This window comes from Chlorobaculum sp. MV4-Y, assembly GCF_025244685.1.
Lineage (GTDB): Bacteria > Bacteroidota > Chlorobiia > Chlorobiales > Chlorobiaceae > Chlorobaculum.
Genome location: NZ_CP104202.1, coordinates 111,562 through 130,408 on the forward strand (window position 1 = coordinate 111,562; position 18,847 = coordinate 130,408).

At 59.4% G+C, this 18,847-nt stretch carries 16 protein-coding genes, 1 tRNA gene and 1 pseudogene; 10 read left to right on the forward strand and 8 right to left on the reverse strand.

The annotated features are described in order from the left end of the window. Positions 1-14 precede the first annotated feature (14 nt). Positions 15-2,249 (reverse strand): penicillin-binding protein 1A, encoded by a 2,235-nt coding sequence (locus NY406_RS00540; RefSeq protein ID WP_260534616.1) that lies wholly within the window; start codon positions 2,247-2,249, stop codon positions 15-17. A gap of 90 nt (positions 2,250-2,339) precedes the next feature. Continuing rightward, on the reverse strand, positions 2,340-3,263 hold the full coding sequence (locus NY406_RS00545) for an alpha/beta fold hydrolase (RefSeq protein WP_260534618.1): 924 nt from the start codon (positions 3,261-3,263) through the stop codon (positions 2,340-2,342). Between the two features lie 237 nt (positions 3,264-3,500). On the opposite strand from NY406_RS00545, the gene NY406_RS00550 reads away from it, so the two are divergent. The 6 genes and pseudogenes from NY406_RS00550 (at position 3,501) to NY406_RS00575 (ending at position 8,472) form a co-directional block, all read left to right on the forward strand. After that, positions 3,501-4,166, forward strand: coding sequence for a DedA family protein (locus tag NY406_RS00550; RefSeq protein WP_260534620.1), 666 nt, complete (start codon positions 3,501-3,503; stop codon positions 4,164-4,166). A gap of 66 nt (positions 4,167-4,232) precedes the next feature. Continuing rightward, positions 4,233-4,306: transfer RNA gene (locus NY406_RS00555), tRNA-Pro, on the forward strand. A 63-nt stretch (positions 4,307-4,369) separates the two neighbouring features. Then, positions 4,370-4,846 carry a GyrI-like domain-containing protein gene (locus NY406_RS00560; RefSeq protein WP_260534622.1) on the forward strand — a complete coding sequence of 159 codons (477 nt, stop codon included), beginning with the start codon at positions 4,370-4,372 and terminating at the stop codon, positions 4,844-4,846. A gap of 68 nt (positions 4,847-4,914) precedes the next feature. Then, positions 4,915-6,396: a phytoene desaturase family protein gene (locus NY406_RS00565; protein WP_260534624.1), complete on the forward strand. Its 1,482-nt coding sequence runs from the start codon at positions 4,915-4,917 to the stop codon at positions 6,394-6,396. 80 nt (positions 6,397-6,476) lie between these two features. Beyond that, positions 6,477-7,729 (forward strand): annotated as a pseudogene (locus tag NY406_RS00570) (putative DNA modification/repair radical SAM protein). 5 nt (positions 7,730-7,734) lie between these two features. Next, the gene (locus NY406_RS00575) at positions 7,735-8,472 is read left to right on the forward strand and encodes a TIGR03915 family putative DNA repair protein (protein ID WP_260534626.1); all 738 of its coding nucleotides are present in this window, start codon (positions 7,735-7,737) and stop codon (positions 8,470-8,472) included. Between the two features lie 6 nt (positions 8,473-8,478). Here the strand turns inward: NY406_RS00575 and NY406_RS00580 are convergent, their stop codons facing one another. Together NY406_RS00580 and NY406_RS00585 are read right to left on the reverse strand one after the other, a co-directional pair. Further along, positions 8,479-9,324 carry an ABC transporter permease gene (locus tag NY406_RS00580; protein WP_260534628.1) on the reverse strand — a complete coding sequence of 282 codons (846 nt, stop codon included), beginning with the start codon at positions 9,322-9,324 and terminating at the stop codon, positions 8,479-8,481. After that, complete coding sequence (locus tag NY406_RS00585) at positions 9,260-10,069, reverse strand: ATP-binding cassette domain-containing protein (RefSeq protein ID WP_260534630.1); 810 nt, start codon at positions 10,067-10,069, stop codon at positions 9,260-9,262. Before NY406_RS00585 ends, NY406_RS00580 begins: the two co-directional genes overlap by 65 nt. Positions 10,070-10,222: 153 nt before the next feature. Between NY406_RS00585 and glpK the strand changes: the two genes are divergently transcribed. The 3 genes from glpK to NY406_RS00600 all read left to right on the forward strand — a co-directional run bounded on the left by glpK (position 10,223) and on the right by NY406_RS00600 (position 12,420). Next, positions 10,223-11,674 carry a glycerol kinase GlpK gene (gene glpK, locus NY406_RS00590; RefSeq protein ID WP_260534632.1) on the forward strand — a complete coding sequence of 484 codons (1,452 nt, stop codon included), beginning with the start codon at positions 10,223-10,225 and terminating at the stop codon, positions 11,672-11,674. 19 nt (positions 11,675-11,693) lie between these two features. Beyond that, complete coding sequence (locus tag NY406_RS00595; protein ID WP_260534634.1) at positions 11,694-11,906, forward strand: cysteine-rich CWC family protein; 213 nt, start codon at positions 11,694-11,696, stop codon at positions 11,904-11,906. A 184-nt stretch (positions 11,907-12,090) separates the two neighbouring features. Then, on the forward strand, positions 12,091-12,420 hold the full coding sequence (locus tag NY406_RS00600) for a cytochrome-c peroxidase (RefSeq protein WP_260534636.1): 330 nt from the start codon (positions 12,091-12,093) through the stop codon (positions 12,418-12,420). On the opposite strand, the gene NY406_RS00605 is transcribed toward NY406_RS00600, so the two are convergent. From NY406_RS00605 to NY406_RS00620, 4 genes are read right to left on the reverse strand one after another with little or no spacing between them, the layout of a single operon-like run. Continuing rightward, entirely contained in the window at positions 12,407-14,248 is a 1,842-nt protein-coding gene (locus tag NY406_RS00605; protein ID WP_260534638.1) for a B12-binding domain-containing radical SAM protein, read from the reverse strand. The two genes, NY406_RS00600 and NY406_RS00605, sit on opposite strands and share 14 nt — an antisense overlap. Further along, positions 14,245-16,041, reverse strand: coding sequence for a YcaO-like family protein (locus NY406_RS00610; protein ID WP_260534640.1), 1,797 nt, complete (start codon positions 16,039-16,041; stop codon positions 14,245-14,247). The genes NY406_RS00605 and NY406_RS00610 overlap by 4 nt, the downstream gene beginning before the upstream one ends. 7 nt (positions 16,042-16,048) lie before the next feature. Then, positions 16,049-17,398, reverse strand: coding sequence for a radical SAM protein (locus NY406_RS00615; protein WP_260534642.1), 1,350 nt, complete (start codon positions 17,396-17,398; stop codon positions 16,049-16,051). 60 nt (positions 17,399-17,458) lie between these two features. Continuing rightward, the gene (locus tag NY406_RS00620; RefSeq protein WP_260534644.1) at positions 17,459-17,680 is read right to left on the reverse strand and encodes a hypothetical protein; all 222 of its coding nucleotides are present in this window, start codon (positions 17,678-17,680) and stop codon (positions 17,459-17,461) included. Between the two features lie 302 nt (positions 17,681-17,982). Between NY406_RS00620 and NY406_RS00625 the strand changes: the two genes are divergently transcribed. Beyond that, positions 17,983-18,822, forward strand: coding sequence for an SDR family oxidoreductase (locus NY406_RS00625; RefSeq protein WP_260534646.1), 840 nt, complete (start codon positions 17,983-17,985; stop codon positions 18,820-18,822). The last annotated feature ends 25 nt before the right edge of the window (positions 18,823-18,847 follow it).

The window sequence follows — 18,847 nt, forward strand, 5'->3', positions numbered from 1 at the left end:
GGGTAATGTATTGGTTAAAACTGTTGTGGCGGTGCTGGTGCCGGTGCTGGCATGTTCTGCGTGCCAGTGCTGTCCTGAAGCTCGATCGCGCCCGAGTTGACCGGTGTCGAATTGCTGTTGAAGTCGCCGGCGTGGTAGCGGGAGTAGCCTTTCGGCGTGTAATATTCGACAGAGACGTTACGGTTCAGCACGTCGGACGGCTCGCTCGATGAGCCTGCAGTCGGCACGGCAATAACGTTGTCGGGCATCGGGAAGTAGGTTTTTTCAAGCTTGAGCGCCGGATCGGCGTAGCAACTTTTCATGAAGTTTGCCCAGGCAGGTAGTGCCGCTCTGGCGCCCTGTCCATACTCCATCGAGGTGAAATGAACCCGTTCGTCATCGAATCCTGCCCAGACTACCGCAACGAGCTTGGGGGTAAACCCTGCGAACCAGGCATCCCTATGGCTCTGTGTCGTGCCGGTTTTGCCGGCAACCTCCATGTCGAGGCCGTATCTGGCCCTGGCGGCGATACCCGTGCCACGGTCAATTACATCCTTGAGCATGGTGACCATGATGTAGTTGGTCGCCGGGTCGAGTCCCAGATGGCTGCTTGGCTGGTGTTCGGCAATCACCCGGCCGTGCTTGTCGAGCACTTTGGTTACGGGAAGCACGTCGCACCAGGTGCCGTTATTTGCAAAAGTGGTATATGCTCTGGCCAGTTCGAGCGGCGAGACTTCCGATGTGCCGAGGGCGATCGACAGGTTGGGCTGCATGGGAGAGCTGATGCCCATGCGGCGGGCATAGCTGATGATTTCCGACGGGCTGAGGAACTCGTACGCCAGCCTGACCGTGACCTGGTTCAGCGAATAGGCCAGCGCGTCACGCAGTGTTGTCATGCCGCCGGAGCCGCCTTCGGCGTTGCGGGCTACCCACATGCCGCCATTGCCGCTTTTCAGCGCGAGTGGCTGGTCGAGAATCCGATAGTTTGCCGGGATGCCCTTGTCGATGGCCGCCGCATACACGAATGGCTTGAAGGCGGAGCCGGGCTGGCGCTTGGCCTGCCAGACATGGTCGAACTGGTAGCGGTAGTCGTCTGGCCCGAAATTGGTGCCGCCAACCCACGCTTTGACATGGCCGTTCGACGGGTCAAGGGCGACGAGAGCCATCTGCACCCTCGTTTTGTTATACAGCAGATTCTTGACCCAGGTGGCATCGGCTCTCAGGCGGGCCAGCGCTACATTTTCAGGAATGCCCTCTTCGCCAACCATCTCCTTGAATCTATCGCTCTCCTTGATGAACTGTGTCTTGAGAGACTCGGGGCATCTCCAGCTTCTGTCGAACTGCCCCTGCAGGAATGCCGCCTGGGCGGCGATGGCCTGCTGCGCGTATTGCTGCATCCGGCTGTCAAGCGTGGTCTGGATGGTCAGGCCGTCGCTGTAAACGTTGATGCCTTCGAGCATCGAGGCTGTCTTGATGGTCTGGCGGAGGTATTCGGTGAAATAGGGGGCAAGACCTTGATGATTGACCGGAGTGTAATGCAACAGCAGCGGTGTGGCCTTGGCTTTGACGGTCTGGGCATGGGTGATGAAGCCCTCTTTTTCCATCAGGCCGATGATCAGGTTCCGTCGTGATAGCGAAGCGGATGGATACTTGGACGGATCGTATGCCGTCGGATTTTTCAGCGTAGCGATCAGGGTGGCGCTCTCGGGGATGGTCAACTGGCTGGCCGGTTTTCCGAAATAGGTCTGGGCCGCCGACTCGATGCCGTAAGCGCCGGATCCGAAGTAGACGGTGTTCAGGTAGAGCGCGAGAATTTCGTCTTTGGTATAGGTGCGTTCGAGCTGAACCGCCGTGACGAGCTCTTTGGCCTTGCGGCTCAGGGTGCGCTCCTGGGTCAGGAAAAGGTTTTTGGCGAGCTGCTGCGTGATGGTGCTGGCCCCTTGCCAGCGGGTGCGTCCCTTGATGATATTTTCGCCGAAGGCGATGGCCAGACGCCGCAGATCGACGCCCCAATGCTGGTAGAACGTCACATCTTCGGTGGCGATCAGCGCCGCCGGAGCCCAGCGCGAAATCGACCTGAGCGGCACAAAGGTTCTGTTTTTCAGGAAAAACTTGTGCAGAAGCTTGCCATCTTCCGAATAGACCAGCGAGGCAAGCTCCGGCTTGGGATGTTCAAGCTCTTCGACACTCGGAAGGCCTTTGAAAAGGTCGATGCCGAACAGCGTGCCGGTACCGAGAAGGGCAACAAGAATAAGACCGGCAACTTTCATGACACTTTTTTTACTCACGTTAACAAAGTTTCAGGATAGTAAATCATAACCATCTGCTTTCAACAGTGGCAGTTGCCCTGTTGAGTGCTTTCATTGAATCTGCACCCGTTCGGCCAGCGGCGCGGCGGGCTGAGTCTTTTTATAAAAATGTTGTGCAAAATCAAAATGTTTTTTCAGCTCGTCGACAAAACGCGGCGTATCTTCGAGCATCGGCAGGTGGCCGAGGTGCATGAACTGTACGAGCCTTGTCGGTGAAGTTGCTGACGCCTTGCGCTTTTCGAACAGCGTGACGGTGCCTTCGGGGGGAATGGTGTGGTCGGCCATGCCTACGCAGCAAAGCACCGGCGAGGCGATCTCGATGACGCTCCTGGTGTAGGTTCGCAGCGCTTCGGGATCGATTGAGAAATGGCCCACCGCGTTGGTGGCCGCTTTGTCCGAAGTGGTGAAATCCTCGATGATAATGTCACTGTATTCCTTGCTGATGTGCCCGGTGGCCGCCCGCTTGATGAAGAGTGTGCGCAGCGGCTCGACCTGAAAAATGTTCCGGAAGTTCATCGATACGTCGATCAGACCGCCGAGGAACATCAGGCCGAGCGAGGTGAAGGGGGTCTCCTCGAAAATGCCACAGGCCAGAATGGTCGATGAGAGCAGCGCATCCTTGTACCGGAGGCAAAGCTCAGTGGCAACCATGCCGCCCATCGAGTGGCCGACGATATGCAGATTGCGGCTTTTGTCGAGCCCGAGATGCTCGATCAATGCACCGGCCTCATCGGCGAATCCGCCAATCGTCAGGTCGGGACGGCACCCGTCGATGGAGGTTTTGCCCGTGCCGCTCTGGTCGTAGGTGATGCAGCGGAAATCCTGCCTGAGCAATTCGATGGCAGGCTTCCAGTACCGAGACGAAATTGCCCAGCCGTTGACGAAAAGGATCGCCGGTTTCTCTTGCTGCGAAGGATCGTTCTCCGCCGTATCCTCATAGAAGAGACGGCAACGCGATGACGTAAGGTAGCTCATAGGTTCGCATGGTGGTTTGCGTGCTCTGCGAAAAACTGAGCTGAAATATACCATATAGAATGCTGAATTATGAATGAACATCAGGTTATGGCTCATGACAATTGCGATACCTGTCTGCTTCAGGCTCGACATTGCTTTTATAGCGGTATATTATCGCTTGCTGCACGGATTTCGTCAATCAGACAAATCCTGTTGTAATGCGCTTATTTACAAATACTTCCCATAGATTTTACTTCCATGGAGCTTTTCTCGAAACTTGCCGATTTTATTCTGCACATTGACGGGCATCTTCAGCTTCTCGCTTCAGAGTACGGTCTGTGGCTTTATGGAATCCTTTTTCTGATCGTATTCTGCGAAACCGGTCTGGTGGTTTTTCCGTTTCTGCCAGGTGACTCGCTGCTCTTCGCCGCCGGATCGCTCGCCGCGATTCCGATGTCGCAGCTCAGCCCGCACTGGCTCTTCGTCATCTTCACGGCGGCGGCGCTTTTGGGCGATACGGTCAACTACTGGATCGGCAGAAGTCTCGGGCCGAAGGTGTTCCATTTCGAAAAGTCGGCCTTTTTCAACCCGGAGCACCTGCAAAAAACGCACGGCTTTTTCGAAAAATACGGAGGCAAGACCATCATCATCGCGCGTTTCATTCCCATTGTCCGCACCTTTATGCCATTTGTGGCTGGCGTCGGGGCCTTGCCTTATCCGAGATTCATCATGTTCAGCATTGCGGGGGCATGGCTCTGGGTCGGGATTTTCAGCTATGGCGGGTACTTTTTCGGACAACTGCCGGTAATCAAGGCCAACCTGAAACTGATGATCGTGGGCATTATCGTCGTATCGCTGATGATTCCAGCCATCGAGTTCGTGAAGCATCATTTTCGCAGCAAGGCCAGTCTGGATGCGGATTGAGGAGTTTTCCGGTTAAAAAAATAATTATGGTAATTTCCCGAAACTTCTTATAATCCAGTCCTTAATCGGCGTATAGCGCAGCCTGGTAGCGCACTACCTTGGGGTGGTAGGGGTCGTGGGTTCAAATCCCGCTACGCCGACAAGTTTTCCCCTCCTTCAGTATCCGGAAGAGTTCCTTTCTCAACAAAAACCGGAAATCATTTATGGACTTTGAATGCCAGTTCGTGTGCGAGCTGAAAGAACTTGCACCGGTTCCAGCCCTGCTTATCCGCACGCATACCACCATGAGCGAACTCGGTTCGCTGTTTGAGACCGGTTACCATGAGATTTTGCAACTGCTTGCAGGCCAGGGCAAATCGCCGTTGGGGCCGCCCTTCGCGCGCTACTATGGCATGAGCACCGGTTCGTTCGAAATCGAATTCGGCTTTCCTGTCGAGGGCGAAGTCGAAGGCAAAGGCCGCGTTGTTGCCGGTTCGACTCCCTCGGGCAAAGCCGCGAGCAGCCTCTACATCGGCCCGTACGGCGAGATCGAAGGGGTGTACGATGCGCTCATGAAGTGGGTTGACGATAATGGCTTTGAGCTGAGTGGTGAGGCGTATGAAATCTATCTCGACAATCCTGCCGAAACGCCGCCAGATCAACTCCGAACGCGAGTCTATCTGATGCTGCACGAAGGCTGACGGGAATTCTCTTTCCGTCACGGCGATTATCAAGAGAGAAATCTTTTAATCTTCGCCGCTTTTCCCGCATGAAGTTGTCTGATCTGCACTGCATCGTCATCGGTGCCGGAATCGGCGGGCTTGCCGCCGGAGCGCTGCTTGCCCGCAGGGGTATGCAGGTGGTGGTGCTCGAAGCGCAGCGCTATCCCGGTGGCTGTGCGGCGACGTTTTCGTCCGGAGCCTACCGGTTCGATGCGGGTGCGACCGTCGGCTGCGGATTCCACTCCGGTGGGCCGCTCGACCGGCTTGGCCGCGAACTCGGCATCGACTGGCCAGTGCATCCCGAGCCGCTGGCGTGGCAGTACCGCCACCGTGGCCTGCGGCTTGATCTGTTCTCCTCCCGCGATAACATTATTGACCGATTCCCTCGCTCGAAAGCTTTCTGGGGCGAACAGGCCCGGCTTGCCCGCACGCTCTGGCGTTTGTCCGCCGCCGCCCTGCCGTGGCCGGCCTCAGGCTTGCCGGATATTGCCGCACTTGCCGCTCGGGCATTTGTTAGCCTGCCGGACTCCGTTTTTCTCCTGCCCTTCATGCAGCGCACCGCACTTGACTGGCTCGCTTCGTATGGACTCGATTCCGATGCGGATTTTGTGCGCTTCATCGACGCCCAGCTTCTGATCTCCGCGCAGACCACCTCGTGCTACACCAATGCACTCAACGCCGCGATTGCGCTTGACCTGCCGGTTGCCGGAACATGGCGTGTCGAGGGCGGCATCGGCACCGTGGCCCGGCGGCTTGCCGACTCCATCGAACGCGATGGAGGGGCGGTGCTGTATGGCAAGAAGGTGACGCGGCTCGACACCATCAACCGCGATGCGCTGGGCGTTGAAACCGCCGATGGCGACGCTCTGTCAACCGATGCAATCGTGGCCAACCTTACCCCTGATTCACTCGAAATTCTCGATGACTTTCGTCGGTCGGGTGAGCGGGAAGCGCCGGTCTCCAACGGCTGGAGCGCATTCATGCTCTACCTCGGCGTCGATGCGTCATTTTTCGAGCACGCCGGAGCTGACCACCTCCAGATCGTCGCGCCGGAGGGCGAGCTTGGCGAGTGCCGCAGCCTCTTCGTCTCGGCCTCCCCCGCGAGCGACGCCGGGCGAGCGCCTGAGGGGCAGCGAGCGGTGACTGTCTCAACCCACACGAGGCCCGAGCGGTGGTTCGCGGCGTTGCAGCAGGGGCGCGAGGCGTATGACGCGCTGAAGCGGGAGTACACCGAGCAGGCGCTGGCGCTGCTTTACGAGCAGTTGCCGGAAGCTCGTGGTGCAATTCGATCGGTTACAGCCGCTACGCCATATTCGTGGGAGGCATGGACGGGCCGTCGCTATGGATTGGTCGGCGGCTACGCGCAGACCTCGCTTTTCGGCGTGCGCGGCCCGGCCACGAAGTACGACAATCTGTTCCTCGTCGGAGATTCGATCTTTCCCGGCCAGTCTCTGCCGGGGGTGGTCACCGGAGCGCAACGGACGGTTGAGCTTCTGCTGCGGCGTGCCGGGAAGCTTGGGCGGTTATAGCGGAGAGTTCAGGGCAACCGCAAGGGTTGCTCCTGCACGTTGCTTGTCACTTTTCTGCTCCTCCTTTATATATTCGATCTATGGAGCTTCAGGAAAAAATCACCATCCTTTCGGGAGCTGCGCGATACGACGCTTCGTGCGCTTCGAGCGGGTCCAGCACCGATACGCCGCGCGGCGGAATGGGCAACACCTCGCAGGGGGGCATCTGCCACTCGTGGGCGGATGACGGACGCTGCATTTCGCTCCTGAAAATCCTGCTTTCCAACGACTGCCGTTACGACTGCGCCTACTGCGTCAACCGTTCGTCCAATCCCGTGCCGCGCGCCTCGTTCACCGCGCGTGAGGTGGTCGATCTGACGATGGATTTCTACCGCCGCAACTACATCGAGGGCCTGTTCCTCAGCTCTGCGGTCAACGTGAGCCCCGACCATACGATGGAACAGATGGTGCGCGTGGCGGAAATGCTGCGTAACGAGGAGCGCTTCGGCGGCTACATCCATCTCAAGGTCATTCCGGGAAGCAGCCCAGAACTGATCCGCCGCGCCGGGCTTGCCGCAGACCGCATCAGTGTCAACATCGAGCTGCCTTCGAACGAGTCACTGCGCAGGCTTGCGCCGCAGAAGAGCAAGGAATCGATTCTGACCCCTATGAAGCTTATCGGCGCGGAGGCTGGCGTGAGTCTCGTCGAACGCTCCAAAAGCAGCAACGCTCCGCGCTTCGCCCCGCCGGGCAGAGCACGCAGATGATTATCGGCGCGAGTCCCGAAACCGACCTCCAGATCCTCCAGCTCTCGCAGGGGTTGTACCGCAAGATGAACCTCAAGCGCGTCTATTACTCGGCCTTCGTGCCGGTCAACGACGACAACCGCCTGCCGGTGCTCTCCGCGCCGCCGCTCCTGCGCGAGCATCGCCTTTACCAGGCTGACTGGCTCTTGCGCTTTTACGGCTTTTCGGCGGAGGAGATTCTCTCCGATGACGCGCCGAACCTCGACGAATCGTTCGATCCAAAAACCGCCTGGGCGCTCCGCCATCCGGAGTTCTTCCCGGTCGAAATCAACCGCGCCGACTACGCTACCCTGCTCCGCGTGCCCGGCATCGGCATCACCTCGGCCAGGCGCATCATCGCCGCTCGCCGCTTCGCGCCCGTCACGCACGAGGGGATGAAGAAGATCGGCGTGGTGATGAAGCGGGCAAAGTATTTCATTACCTGCTCGGGCCGTCCGTTCGAGAAGATCGACCAGCAGCCCGCTCGCCTCCGCCAGCGGCTGCTGCTTGGTGACGGAAGTGAGCAGAAACAGCCGCGGCAGCTCGTGTTGCCTGGGCTTTTCGCCTGATTGCCATGTACAGGTATCTCTACGATGGAACGCCTGAAGGACTGGTATCGGCCATTGGCGCGATTCTCGAAAGCGGCGATGATCCTGAAATGACTGTGCTTTCCGTCCGTCAGGACACGCTGTTCGAGGAGGGGCTGTTCCTGCGCACCGATCCCGCCGTTGCCGAAGCGCTTTTCCAGCGGCTCCGGCAGCGAGCGCCCGACGCTGTGCAGACGCTGTGGTACTTCACGATGGCCGAAACCAGCGAGCTGGAGACGAGTCTGTTGCGCTACATCGCGCTCGCCTTCGAGCACGGTGACCGGGTCAATGGCTATCTGACGCATCCTGACGTCAAGGCGGTCGTTGCAATCGCCCGCAAGGCCAGTCGCGAGCTGCACCGCATGAAGGGGCTGCTGCGCTTCGAACAGCTCCGCGACGGCAGCTGGCTGGCGCGGATGGAGCCCGACCACAACGTCATCCAGCCCCTTGCCCGCCACTTCAGCCGCCGCCTGCGCGCGCAGGAGTGGTTCATTTACGACGCCCGCCGCCACAGCGCTGCCCACTGGGACGGCCACGCGCTCAGCTTCGGTACTCTCGAACAGTTCAGTCGCCCGGAACTCTCCCCGGAGGAGCAACAAGTGCAGCAGCTCTGGCAAGCCTTTTTCAAAACCATCGCCATCCCCGAACGCAAAAACCCCCGCCTCCAGAAGTCCAACATGCCTGCGAAGTACTGGAAGTATCTCACCGAAAAGCAGGGGGAGTGAAGGGTGTCACTGCACAATCGTCGGATACAATTTCGATGTCACGACGATCAGCGCGATGAGCATTCCGGTCAATATCAGCATATCCATCCCGATGCCGAAGGTGCTGGTGCCGCCTACTACCATCAACGCACGGAGGAGGTCAACCTGGTATGAGAGCGGGTTGATGTGGGCGACGATTTTGAGCCAGGTGGGCATAATCGAGATCGGGTAGATGGCGTTGCTGGTGAAGAAGAGGGGCATGGTCATGACCTGGCCGATGCCCATGAAGCGTTCGCGCGATTTGACGAGGCAGGCGATCATGAGCGAGAAGGTCGAAAAGAGCGCCGCGCCGAGCATGACGGCGAGCATCACGCCGCCAAGCGCCAAGGGCGACCAGTTGAGCCGGATGCTCATGGCGGCGGCCATCAGATAGACGATCACCCCCTGCGCCAGCGCGCGCATTCCCGCCGACACCGCCTTGCCGAGCACCAGCGCCCCGCGCGGTGAGGGGCTGGCGAGCAGCTTTTGCAGAATGCCGAGATCGCGCTCCCAGATCACGCTGATGCCGAAAAAGATCGCGATGAAGAGCACGCTCTGCGCCAGGATGCCCGGCGCGAGAAAGCTGAAATAGTCGAGCTTGCCGGTCGGCACGGCGTGGAGCCGCCCGAAGACCTGGCCGAACACTAGCAGCCAGAGCGCGGGCTGGATCGAGCGGGTCAGGATTTCCGACGGGTCGCGGCGCAGCTTGACCAGCTCGGTGGCCACGATGGCCGCCGTGCCGCGCAGGAACTCCGCCGGGCTGTACCGTTCAGCCCAGCCGTTTCGCGGTGCGGCGGGCGCGGTCGATGTCGCGGAAATTGGTCGCGTGGTCACTGAACTCTCCTGCAAAGTGAATGAAAACCTGATCCATCGAGTCGGTTCCCGCCTGCCGCTTCAGCTCGTCGGCTGACCCTTCGGCGGCGATGACTCCCTCCTTCATGATGGCGATCCGGTGGCATAACTCCTCGGCCTCCTCCATGTCATGCGTGGTAAGCAGAATCGTGGTGCCAAAGGCGTGTCGCAGCTCCTTCAGCCGTTTCCAGACCTGGAGGCGGGCGGCGGGGTCGAGGCCGATGGTCGGCTCGTCGAGGAACAGCACCCGCGGACGGTGGAGCATCGACTGGGCGATTTCGAGCCGCCGGATCATGCCGCCGGAGTAGGTGCGCACTAGCTTGTCTCGCGCGTCGGTGAGACCCATGAAGGCGAGCGCTTCGTCGATACGCTGCGTGCGCTCGCGGCGCGGCACGTTGTAGATGCGGGCGAAGAGCAGGAGGTTCTCGAAGCCGGTGAGCCCTCCGTCCGCCGAAATCATTTGCGACACGTAGCCGATGCGCTTGCGCACGCCGATGCTCTCGCCGTGGATGCTGCATCCGGCCACGGTCGCCGCGCCGCTCGACGGCGGCAGCATGGTGGTGAGCATCTTGATGGTCGTCGTCTTGCCAGCCCCGTTTGGCCCCAGCAGCCCGAAAATCTCGCCCGACCGCACCGTCAAACTCAGCTCCTTGACCGCTACGAGCGAACCGAACGAGCGGGTGAGCCGGTCGGTCTGGATGGCGATGTCGGTCGTCGGTTGCGGCATGGTCGAGATTTGTCGGAGTATAGTTTGGACGCGCCTTGAAAGTAAGATTTGGCGACGCTTTGCGCAATTGCCGCATTGTCCGTGGATCGGAATTTTTCCTTTAATCGGTATCTTGTTTTTCAACAGCACGTTGAACCTTTCCTCGCAAATCCTATGGCCATTCTTTCCATCGACCAGGGCACGACCGGCACCACCTGCATGATCTACGACCGTTCGGGCAACGTGCTCGCCCGCGCGTATCGAGAGCTGACGCAATGCTACCCGCAGGCGGGATGGGTTGAGCACGATCCGGAGGAGATTTGGCAAACGGTGGTCGAGTGCGTGGCCGAGGTGCGGGGCGCGTGCTCCGAGCCGGTCGAGGCGGTCGGCATCACCAACCAGCGCGAGACCACCGTAGTGTGGGATCGGCGGAACGGAGAGTCGGTGCACCGTGCCATCGTCTGGCAGTGCCGACGGACGGCGGAGCTGTGCCATCGCTACCGAAGCGAGGAGGAGGCGATTCGCGCGAAGACCGGGTTGCCGGTGGACGCCTACTTCAGCGCCACGAAGATTCGCTGGATTCTCGATGCGCATCCGGAGACCGATCCGTCGAATCTCCTTTTTGGCACCATCGACACGTGGCTCATCTGGAAGCTGACCGGTGGAGAGGTTCACGCGACCGATTTGACCAACGCTTCGCGGACGCTGCTTTTCAATATCCACGAGCGGCAGTGGGATGCGGAGCTGTGTGAGCTGTTCGGCGTGCCGGAGTCGATGTTGCCGGAGGTGCGGCCGTCGATGGGCGGGTTTGGCGCTGTTCGGGCGATTCCGGTGCTCGATGGCGTGCCGATTGCGGGCGTGGCAGGCGACCAGCAGGCGGCGCTTTTCGGGCAGTGCTGCTTCGCGCCGGGGTCGGTCAAGAACACCTACGGCACCGGCTGCTTCATGGTGATGAACACGGGTGAGAAGTGCGTGAGTTCGAACCACGGTCTGTTGACCACCCTCGCGCTCGACGGCGCGGGGCGGAGCTGCTACGCGGTGGAGGGGTCGGTGTTCATCGGCGGAGCGGTGATGCAGTGGCTGCGCGATGGCTTGCAGCTCATCCGGAGCGCCGCCGAGTCCGAAGCGATTGCCCGTTCGGTCGAATCAAACGGCGGGGTTTACGTCGTGCCCGCCTTCGTCGGCCTCGGTGCGCCGCACTGGAACATGGAGGTGCGGGGTACGATTACCGGCCTGACGCGCGGCTCGTCGCGGGCGCACATCGTCCGCGCGGCGCTGGAGTCGATCGCCTACCAGTCGCACGACGTGTTCCGCGCGATGGTGACCGACACCGGCATTCAGCCACAGTCGCTCACGGTCGACGGAGGCGCGGTGAGCAACGAGTTCCTGATGCAGTTCCAGGCCAACCTGCTCGGCGTTCCGGTGCACCGCCCGCGTAACATCGAATCGACCTCGCTCGGCGCGGCCTGCCTCGCGGGCCTCGAAGCCGGAGTGTGGAGCTCTACTGACGAACTGCGCGTGCTCAACAGCGTTGAGCGGGTCTTCACTCCTGCGATGCCAGAGGCGGAACGTGACGCGCTGCTGGCGGGATGGCAAAAGGCGCTGCGGCAGACGCTCACATCGTAAACCATTCAATCCAGAGAAGATGACACACAACGATCATCCCGGCGAAGGCACGCCGAAAACTGTCGTTTGTCCGATGTGCGGCGAGCAATTCACCTGCGGCATGTCCACCTCATGCTGGTGCGCCACGCGCGTGGTGCCCGATTCGGTCAGAAACTACCTCGCCGAGCGCTACGAAACCTGCGTGTGCAGCGCCTGCCTCGACCGGCTCATCGCTGAGGCGAAAGGGGAATGAGGGGTTCTGCAGGGTGCAAATAGACGGAGTGGACTTGATGACAAAGTAAAGCCTTTTTCAGATAATTACCCCTCAGCGGGTGTGCGGTTTTCATCCCGTCGGTATTGTTGGCTATATTGGCAGGAGTAGTGCCCCCTAGTGAAAGGCTTTTCCTGGAAACAATAATCAACAAGGAGCATTTCAAATGATGAAGTCACTGAAAGCGGCGATGCTTGCCACGGCTATGGTGGTTATGGGTCTGACTGCCCATGCGGCGGAAACTCCCTCCGTGGCGCTGGGCAAAAAACTGTTCAACGATCCATCGCTTGGCGGCGCTACCGGCGCCAAAACCTGCGCGAGCTGCCACCCATCGGGCAAGGGGGTTGAAAATGCGTGGAAGAATCCGAATCTGGTTCAACAGATCAATACCTGTATCGTTGGCGCACTGAAGGGGAAACCCCTGCCGCTCGAATCGGTGCAGATGAAGTCGCTGGTTCTCTATCATCAGTCGCTCAAGCCGGTCACTTCCCGGTGATCCGTGCAATACCTCTCACATAAAGAAACAGCACGAAATTGCTGACCGAACCGGCCGATTCCTGGTCGGCGCGGTCTGTTGTTTTGCCTGCGATCTCCTGTAGCGTCTCGCCTTTGGCCAGCAGCCTGATGACTTGGGATTGCCGGTCATCGAGCTGGAATTCTTCTCGATAGTCGTGCAGGACGAGTCTGTTTTCCGAAGCGGGGCGGTTTAGAACGACATGCGGTGAGAGTGTGAACTGGTGCTTTAGCGGGTCGATGAGCGACGAGATTGCGGCAGCCTGCCGCTGGTACTGCTCGTCGCTCAGGTGCCAAGGACGGGGGTTTTTTGAAAATCCGGAGAGCAGGTAGGCATTCCACTCCAGCTGTTCCGGACTGTCGGACGAGCACCACTTTTTGGCCAGTCGGACAGTTTCCCTGCCGAGCTGCGTCCATGGCGCTTCGAGCGGTTCCATTCGGATGCCGTAGCGCTCGGGGTGCATGAAGATGGCCGAGGCGGGTTCGAGCCGGAAGCGGTTGCTGAGGCTTCGTCGGGGCAGGTGCGTCGCGGGCAGATTGTCATCAGCCAGCTTCCGGTCGATCTGTCGGAAAAACCGGATCGTGTCGAGCGCGTCGCCTGTCTGTTCGCCCGGAAAGTTGATGATGGTGGAGACATGGACCGACAGGCCGTTTCTCGACGCTTCGACGATGTTCTCGCGGGCGAGGTCGAGGTCAAGCTTTTTGTGCATTTTCGTCAGCACAGCTTCGGACGCGCTTTCGAGTCCGAAGGTTATCCTCGTGAATCCTGCCGCGGCCATCTTTGCGGTCAGTTCCGGGCGGAGGTGCTTCAGGTCGCAGAAGGCGAAGGTGAAGAGCGGTTGCAGATCGCTCGACACAACCAGGTCGCAGAACTCCGACAGCCATGCTTCGCTGAAGTTGATAAGGCTGTCGCAAACGTAGAACAGGCTGATGCCGAAGCGCTTTTTGTATGCCCCAAGCCGCTCAACGGAGGTTTCGGGTGAGAGGTGGCGGAAGCGCTTCCATATCTGCTTTTCCGAGCAATAGATACAGCCGTTGACGCAGCCTCGCGAAAAGGAGACGGGGAGCCCTTCAAAGCGTCTGTTGAGGTAGGCGTCGAAAGGCATGTCGGCAAACGGGAAACCGCGGAAATCGGGCATCGGGAACTTCTCGGGCTTCAGCCACTCCCGGTGCGGCTCGTACCGGAACTCGCCATCGACCATCTGCGCTGCGCCCGCCACCGGCCTGCCGTCTGCGCGAATCAGCTCTCGAGCAGTTAGCTCTCCCTCGCCCACGACGACCCTGTCGGCCAAGTTGTTGCCGAGCAGGAAACGCTGTACCTCTTCCGGAAAAACCGCCGGGCCCCCGAACACGATTATCGCCTTCGAACGTTCACGCAGTTTCCGCGCGGCGAGCATCGAAACCCATAGATTGCTGATGTAGGTAGAGAGCCATATCTGCTCCAGTTCAGTTGCGAGCAGGCGGGCGGCCGCGTGTTCGAGGAACGCATTGAGCTGGTCGAAAAGCTCTTCCAGCCCATCCGCCTCGAACCGTTTCCGCGCCTCTTCGGGCGGGCTGAAGAGCGCTGTGAGGGTGAGGTCGGGACGATAACCGATGAAGTTGATCATCCGGTCGTCGAGCGCAGTGCCGGGATCGGCTCCGAGGCGATGGAGCTGGTAGTAAAGCGCCGGGTCTTCGATGCTCAGCAGGAGGTCGAAATCGAACACTTCGGTGGCTGCGCCTTCATCGTCGAGCACGGTTTTGATGCAGGCCAGACCGAGCGGGAGCGTTTTGTCCGAAAAGCAGGGGAAGATGCTGAGGGCGATGGTCATGGCTGCTCCTGTTTCCCGGTTGCGAAGAGTTCAGCCAGATGGCGCTGATCGGGCAGATTTGCGCGGTAGCGTTGCTGAAGCTGCCTCGTCGTTGCAACGGTGCGCAGGAACGAGCAGTCATCGCAAGCCGCCTCATCTTCGGGAAGTTCGATTTTTTGCAGCGTCTCTTCGATGATGGAAAGCGGGGCTTGCTGGCATCTGGCGGCAAGATCGACCACACTGTCCGGGTAGAGTCGCCGCAGTCGCAAGTCGACGGTTTCGTCTGAAAAGCCTTCATCCGAAAGCCGGTTGCCGTCACTGATGCATCGATCCAGCATCGATCTATCTCGTGGCGTTTCGTCGCCGAAAACCTGGCCGAGTGCGGCGAGCAGCGTTGCTTCCCGCCGGCGGGTGCTGCTAGGGAGGTTCTGGCACGCAAAGCCGTTCAGCAGCCTGAGTGGCGCTGGCAGGGCGATGCGTTTCAGGCTTCGGTGAAGCTCCATGATTCGCCGCAACCGTTTCATCTCCACGTCTCCGGGGCTTTGCAGGCGTTCGCTTTCGGCTCGTAGCTCAAGCAGCATGGCAAGTTCATTGCGGCCCGTGGCGTAGTTCACCTCGCTCAGGCCGGGCGCGTAGCAGTAGACCGACGGAATGCCAAGCCACGAAACGTCGCGGATGTAGAGCGCTGGCGTCCAGCTCGCGAAGCGTTCGAGCAGGGTTTCGAGCGGGTGGGCGGCAAGGACGTCGCTCCAGACTTTCCGGAGTTGCTCCGGTGCGGACTCGCGGCTGGCGAAGAGCGATTTCGGCCACAGGCCGGTACTTGACGCCTTGGCTGCGTAGTAGTTACCAAAGCGCAGGTTGTGGCGCTCTTCGGTGGTCGCCGCCTCGAACGGATCGCCGAGGCCGGAGAGCTGTAGGCTGTGGAAGTCGTCGCAGCCGTCGTACAACTCTTTCAATGCTCCGGTTATTGCCTCCGGCAGCGTCGTGGCAGAGCCAAGGTTGCAGTTGTAGCGCTGCCGCTGGCGGTCGATGAGCAGCACGGCGACGACCGGAAATCCCTTGCCGAGCGAGCTGTCGAGAAGGGTGACGCTTGTGCCGCGCTGTTCGATGGCTTCGATGATCCGCGCGGCCTCAGTGTTTTGCAAAAGCTGGCGGGGGATGAGCGGCAGCGGTGGTTCATCCATGAAAATCCGGCGAAACACGTGCCGTTCGCAAAGCTCGAACAGCGCTTTTGCGATGGCCTGTTCGAGTGTCTGCCCGGCCGCGCAGCTCGTGCTGCCGCTGGTGAAGAGCATCCGCTCGATCGGGCAGAGTCGTGCCGAATCGTCGAACACCGAGTAGAATGGCACCGTCAGGAGCGTCTCGCCGGCACATGCACCGCTGGCGGACATCTGTTCGCCAGGCATGAAGTCGGCGGAACCGGAGCGTTCTCCGGAAACGAACGACTCTGCTGTCACCCACACCTCATCCGGCGCGATGAAGAACTCCAGCGGTCCGCCGCGCTCGTCGAGGCGCTTCCGGCAACGCTCGGGCAGCCGCTCGTAGCCCCCTTCCGATACGCAAGCGTGGCGGTAGCCGGAGAGGAGGAAGTTGTTCTGGAGCCGCTCGAATAGTTCACCATACGCACTCAGAAGCGAGGCTTCGGCGGTGATGCCTTGCCCGGAGACCAGCGGTAAGGAGTCGCTCTCCGGAGTTTCGCCAGCGAAGAGCATGGTGGTGACAAACGGCAGTTCACTGCCCTGACGGGTTTTTTCGCAAACCTTCATGCCGGTTGAGCGCAAGGCAGTTCGCATCCTTTCAGGGTCGCTCTTCATGGCGGATTCAGCCCTGCATGAAACAGGCGGTGACGGCCTGCATGTTTTCGTGCATCAGCTCGAACAGCCCCATCATCATCTGGCGGCGGTATGCGCAGAAGCGCTTGGCCAGCGGCAGATAGCAGGCTTCAGGCTGGCCGTGGCGGTAGCCGGGGATCACGGCGGGGCAGAACGACAGGCAAATCGAGCTGACCGGACAGTTGGCGCAGAAGCCGTAGCGATCTTTCGAGGCCTGCTTTACCGCTTTATCCTGCTGATTTTTCAGATGGGCGCACCACTGCACTGAGCCGTCGCAATTGATGCTCTTGTAGCGCTCGTTGCTGCCGCACGATGGCGTTCTGATGCAGCCGTCGTTGTAGAACGAAGGAGTGAACATCTTGCCGAGTAGGGTTTTAAGCATCTGTTCGTGAACCCGTTTTCCCGGCGTGGTGTGAATACGGATCAGTTCCCGCATCAGCTCGAGTTGATGGTCGGCCAGCTTGCCGTAGTAGGCGGAGAATTCCTCGCTGCTTTCCGCGCCGGAATCGGCGAACTCCAGTGGCTTGAGGTAGAAAGAGTTAAGCCCGAGTTTCTCGCGGTTGAAGCGGAACAGTGCCATCAGTTCGTCCGGATCGCGGATAACCGACAGCACGCCACAACGCACGTTGCTTTTTTGTAGCCGTTCGAGATTGCTTGTGATCGTCGTAAAGCTCCCTTCGCCGTTTTTGAACGGGCGCGCCAGGTCGTGCCGGCTTGCAGGGCCGTCAATGGTGATGCCGACTGTGATATCGTACTGTTTCAGCGTCTCCAGAATGGCGTCATGCAGCAGGGTGCCGTTGGACTGGAGGGCGAACGAAAACTCGATTTCCGGAAAGCTGCCGGTCAGAAAGGCGCAGATCTGGTCGATCTCGCGGTGCATGAGCAGCGGTTCGCCCCCCTGAAAGGTGATGGCGATGCGCCTTTTGCCATCAATCAGCTCTCCGAGCGTCCGGCAGATGTTCCCGACATCGGTGCCGCGCACATCCGAGACCTGCGTCAGGTCGGCGTATTTGCAATAGACGCACCCAAGATTGCAGCGGTCGGTGATGAAGATGACCACCTCCAAGAACTCATCTGACTCTGGTGGAACCGGGGTTGGTGACTCTTTCAGGCTGGTCGCGATTTCAGCTTTTTGCGCTTCGGACGCATTGCCGTCGAACATCTGCCATCGGCCGCAGCGGTTGTCGAGCGCGACGAAGAATTTGCCTGATGACGGCTGAAGGAAGGTTACATCGCCCTTCTGTTCAATGGCGTATGCGGGCATTGCGGAGTCCGCTCCTTTTGCTGTTGTCTGGGTGGTGGATCGGGAAAGAGGTGATGGCTGAAGCACCGTTGTCATAACCAAACGTTGCCTGCGGCAAGAAGCTATTCCAGCTTCTTGCCGCAGGTGTCGGAATGATTACTTGTCTCCCTCTTCGGGTTCGGGTACCCAGGTATCGCAATGCATGGAGATCCTGCCGGTGCGTTTTGACGGTTCGTCAGGCGTCCAGGTGTCGCAGTGCATGGAGATTTTGCCGGGCTGCGCTGTCGGTTTGTCCGGATCCCACGTGTCACAGTGCATAGATGGCATTGTTTCTGGTGAGAGCGCAAGTGTGCTGCTGTCGAAGGTAGGGGTGTTCATGATCCTTCAGTTTATAGGTGAGGGAAAAACGACAACTACATTTTTAATGTATAGAAATATAGACGTAGTTGAAATTCGTTTTGCTGGTTTGACGTTTTTTATCACTAGTTGCAGGAGCACAACAATTTGATGGGTTCGTTTTTCAATGCACATTTGGAACGTTTCTTGAGCAACGGTAATGAGGCAACAAGGATTCTGCATAGCTCAGAATTGACGAGGAATGAATACATTGTCCAGACAAAAAGCCGGCATGAAACCTGGCCGCCGTCACGGGCGATTCTGAACTTCTGAAATTCATCATTATGTCTGAAAAACAACCCATCAGCATTCTCGGTTGCGGGTGGCTCGGTTTGCCGCTGGCCCGTTTTCTGGCTGGCGAGGGGTATGCCGTCAAGGGTTCGACTACCAGCGAGGCGAAAATCACCAAAATGAAAGAGGCCGGTGTCGAGCCATTCCGGATTGCCATCGACGAGAGCATCGAGGGTGATATTGCCTTGTTTCTGGACTGCGACATCCTCGTGGTGAACATTCCGCCCAAGCGGCGTGAAGATGTGGTCGAGTACCATGTTGGCCAGATTTCGCTGCTGATTGACGCGCTTGCCGATTCGCCGGTGAAGCATGTGCTGTTCGTCAGCTCAACCTCAGTCTATCCCGCATCGGGTGGCGAGGTAGTCGAATCTGACGCCGCAGATCCCGACGCGGCGGACTCGCCCGCTGGGCGGGCGCTGATGTATGTCGAGGAGATGCTGCGCTCGGAGCCCTCTTTCAGCACTACAGTGGTGAGGTTTGGCGGGCTGATTGGTCCCGGCCGCAATCCTGCGGAGTTTATACAGCGCATGACGGAGATCGCTAATCCCGCCCAGCCGGTGAACCTCATTCATCTGGATGACTGCGTGCATATCATCGCCGAAATTATCCGGCAGGAGACCTGGGGCGAAACCTTCAACGCTTGCGCGCCGCTTCATCCGACCCGCGGTGAACTCTACGCCGCCGCCGCCGAGAGTCACGGTCTGACCGCGTTGCCGGAAGAGGGTGCCAGCGATAGCCACTTCAAGATCGTCAACAGTGACAGGGTCGTCGAGAAACTGGGATACAAGTTTCTGCATCCTGATCCGCTGGCAATGGCAAGGGGAGGCAATTGACAATTGCATTGTAGGGGCAGACCTG

Coding starts and splice junctions, on each gene's coding strand:
- NY406_RS00545 (WP_260534618.1), bottom strand. CDS start 3,263: ATGAGCTACCTTACGTCATCGCGTTGCCGTCTCTTCTATGAGGATACG.
- NY406_RS00620 (WP_260534644.1), bottom strand. CDS start 17,680: ATGAACACCCCTACCTTCGACAGCAGCACACTTGCGCTCTCACCAGAA.
- NY406_RS00575 (WP_260534626.1), top strand. CDS start 7,735: ATGTACAGGTATCTCTACGATGGAACGCCTGAAGGACTGGTATCGGCC.
- NY406_RS00565 (WP_260534624.1), top strand. CDS start 4,915: ATGAAGTTGTCTGATCTGCACTGCATCGTCATCGGTGCCGGAATCGGC.
- NY406_RS00560 (WP_260534622.1), top strand. CDS start 4,370: ATGGACTTTGAATGCCAGTTCGTGTGCGAGCTGAAAGAACTTGCACCG.
- NY406_RS00595 (WP_260534634.1), top strand. CDS start 11,694: ATGACACACAACGATCATCCCGGCGAAGGCACGCCGAAAACTGTCGTT.
- NY406_RS00615 (WP_260534642.1), bottom strand. CDS start 17,398: ATGACAACGGTGCTTCAGCCATCACCTCTTTCCCGATCCACCACCCAG.
- NY406_RS00610 (WP_260534640.1), bottom strand. CDS start 16,041: ATGAAGAGCGACCCTGAAAGGATGCGAACTGCCTTGCGCTCAACCGGC.
- glpK (WP_260534632.1), top strand. CDS start 10,223: ATGGCCATTCTTTCCATCGACCAGGGCACGACCGGCACCACCTGCATG.
- NY406_RS00600 (WP_260534636.1), top strand. CDS start 12,091: ATGATGAAGTCACTGAAAGCGGCGATGCTTGCCACGGCTATGGTGGTT.
- NY406_RS00605 (WP_260534638.1), bottom strand. CDS start 14,248: ATGACCATCGCCCTCAGCATCTTCCCCTGCTTTTCGGACAAAACGCTC.
- NY406_RS00550 (WP_260534620.1), top strand. CDS start 3,501: ATGGAGCTTTTCTCGAAACTTGCCGATTTTATTCTGCACATTGACGGG.
- NY406_RS00540 (WP_260534616.1), bottom strand. CDS start 2,249: ATGAAAGTTGCCGGTCTTATTCTTGTTGCCCTTCTCGGTACCGGCACG.
- NY406_RS00585 (WP_260534630.1), bottom strand. CDS start 10,069: ATGCCGCAACCGACGACCGACATCGCCATCCAGACCGACCGGCTCACC.
- NY406_RS00625 (WP_260534646.1), top strand. CDS start 17,983: ATGTCTGAAAAACAACCCATCAGCATTCTCGGTTGCGGGTGGCTCGGT.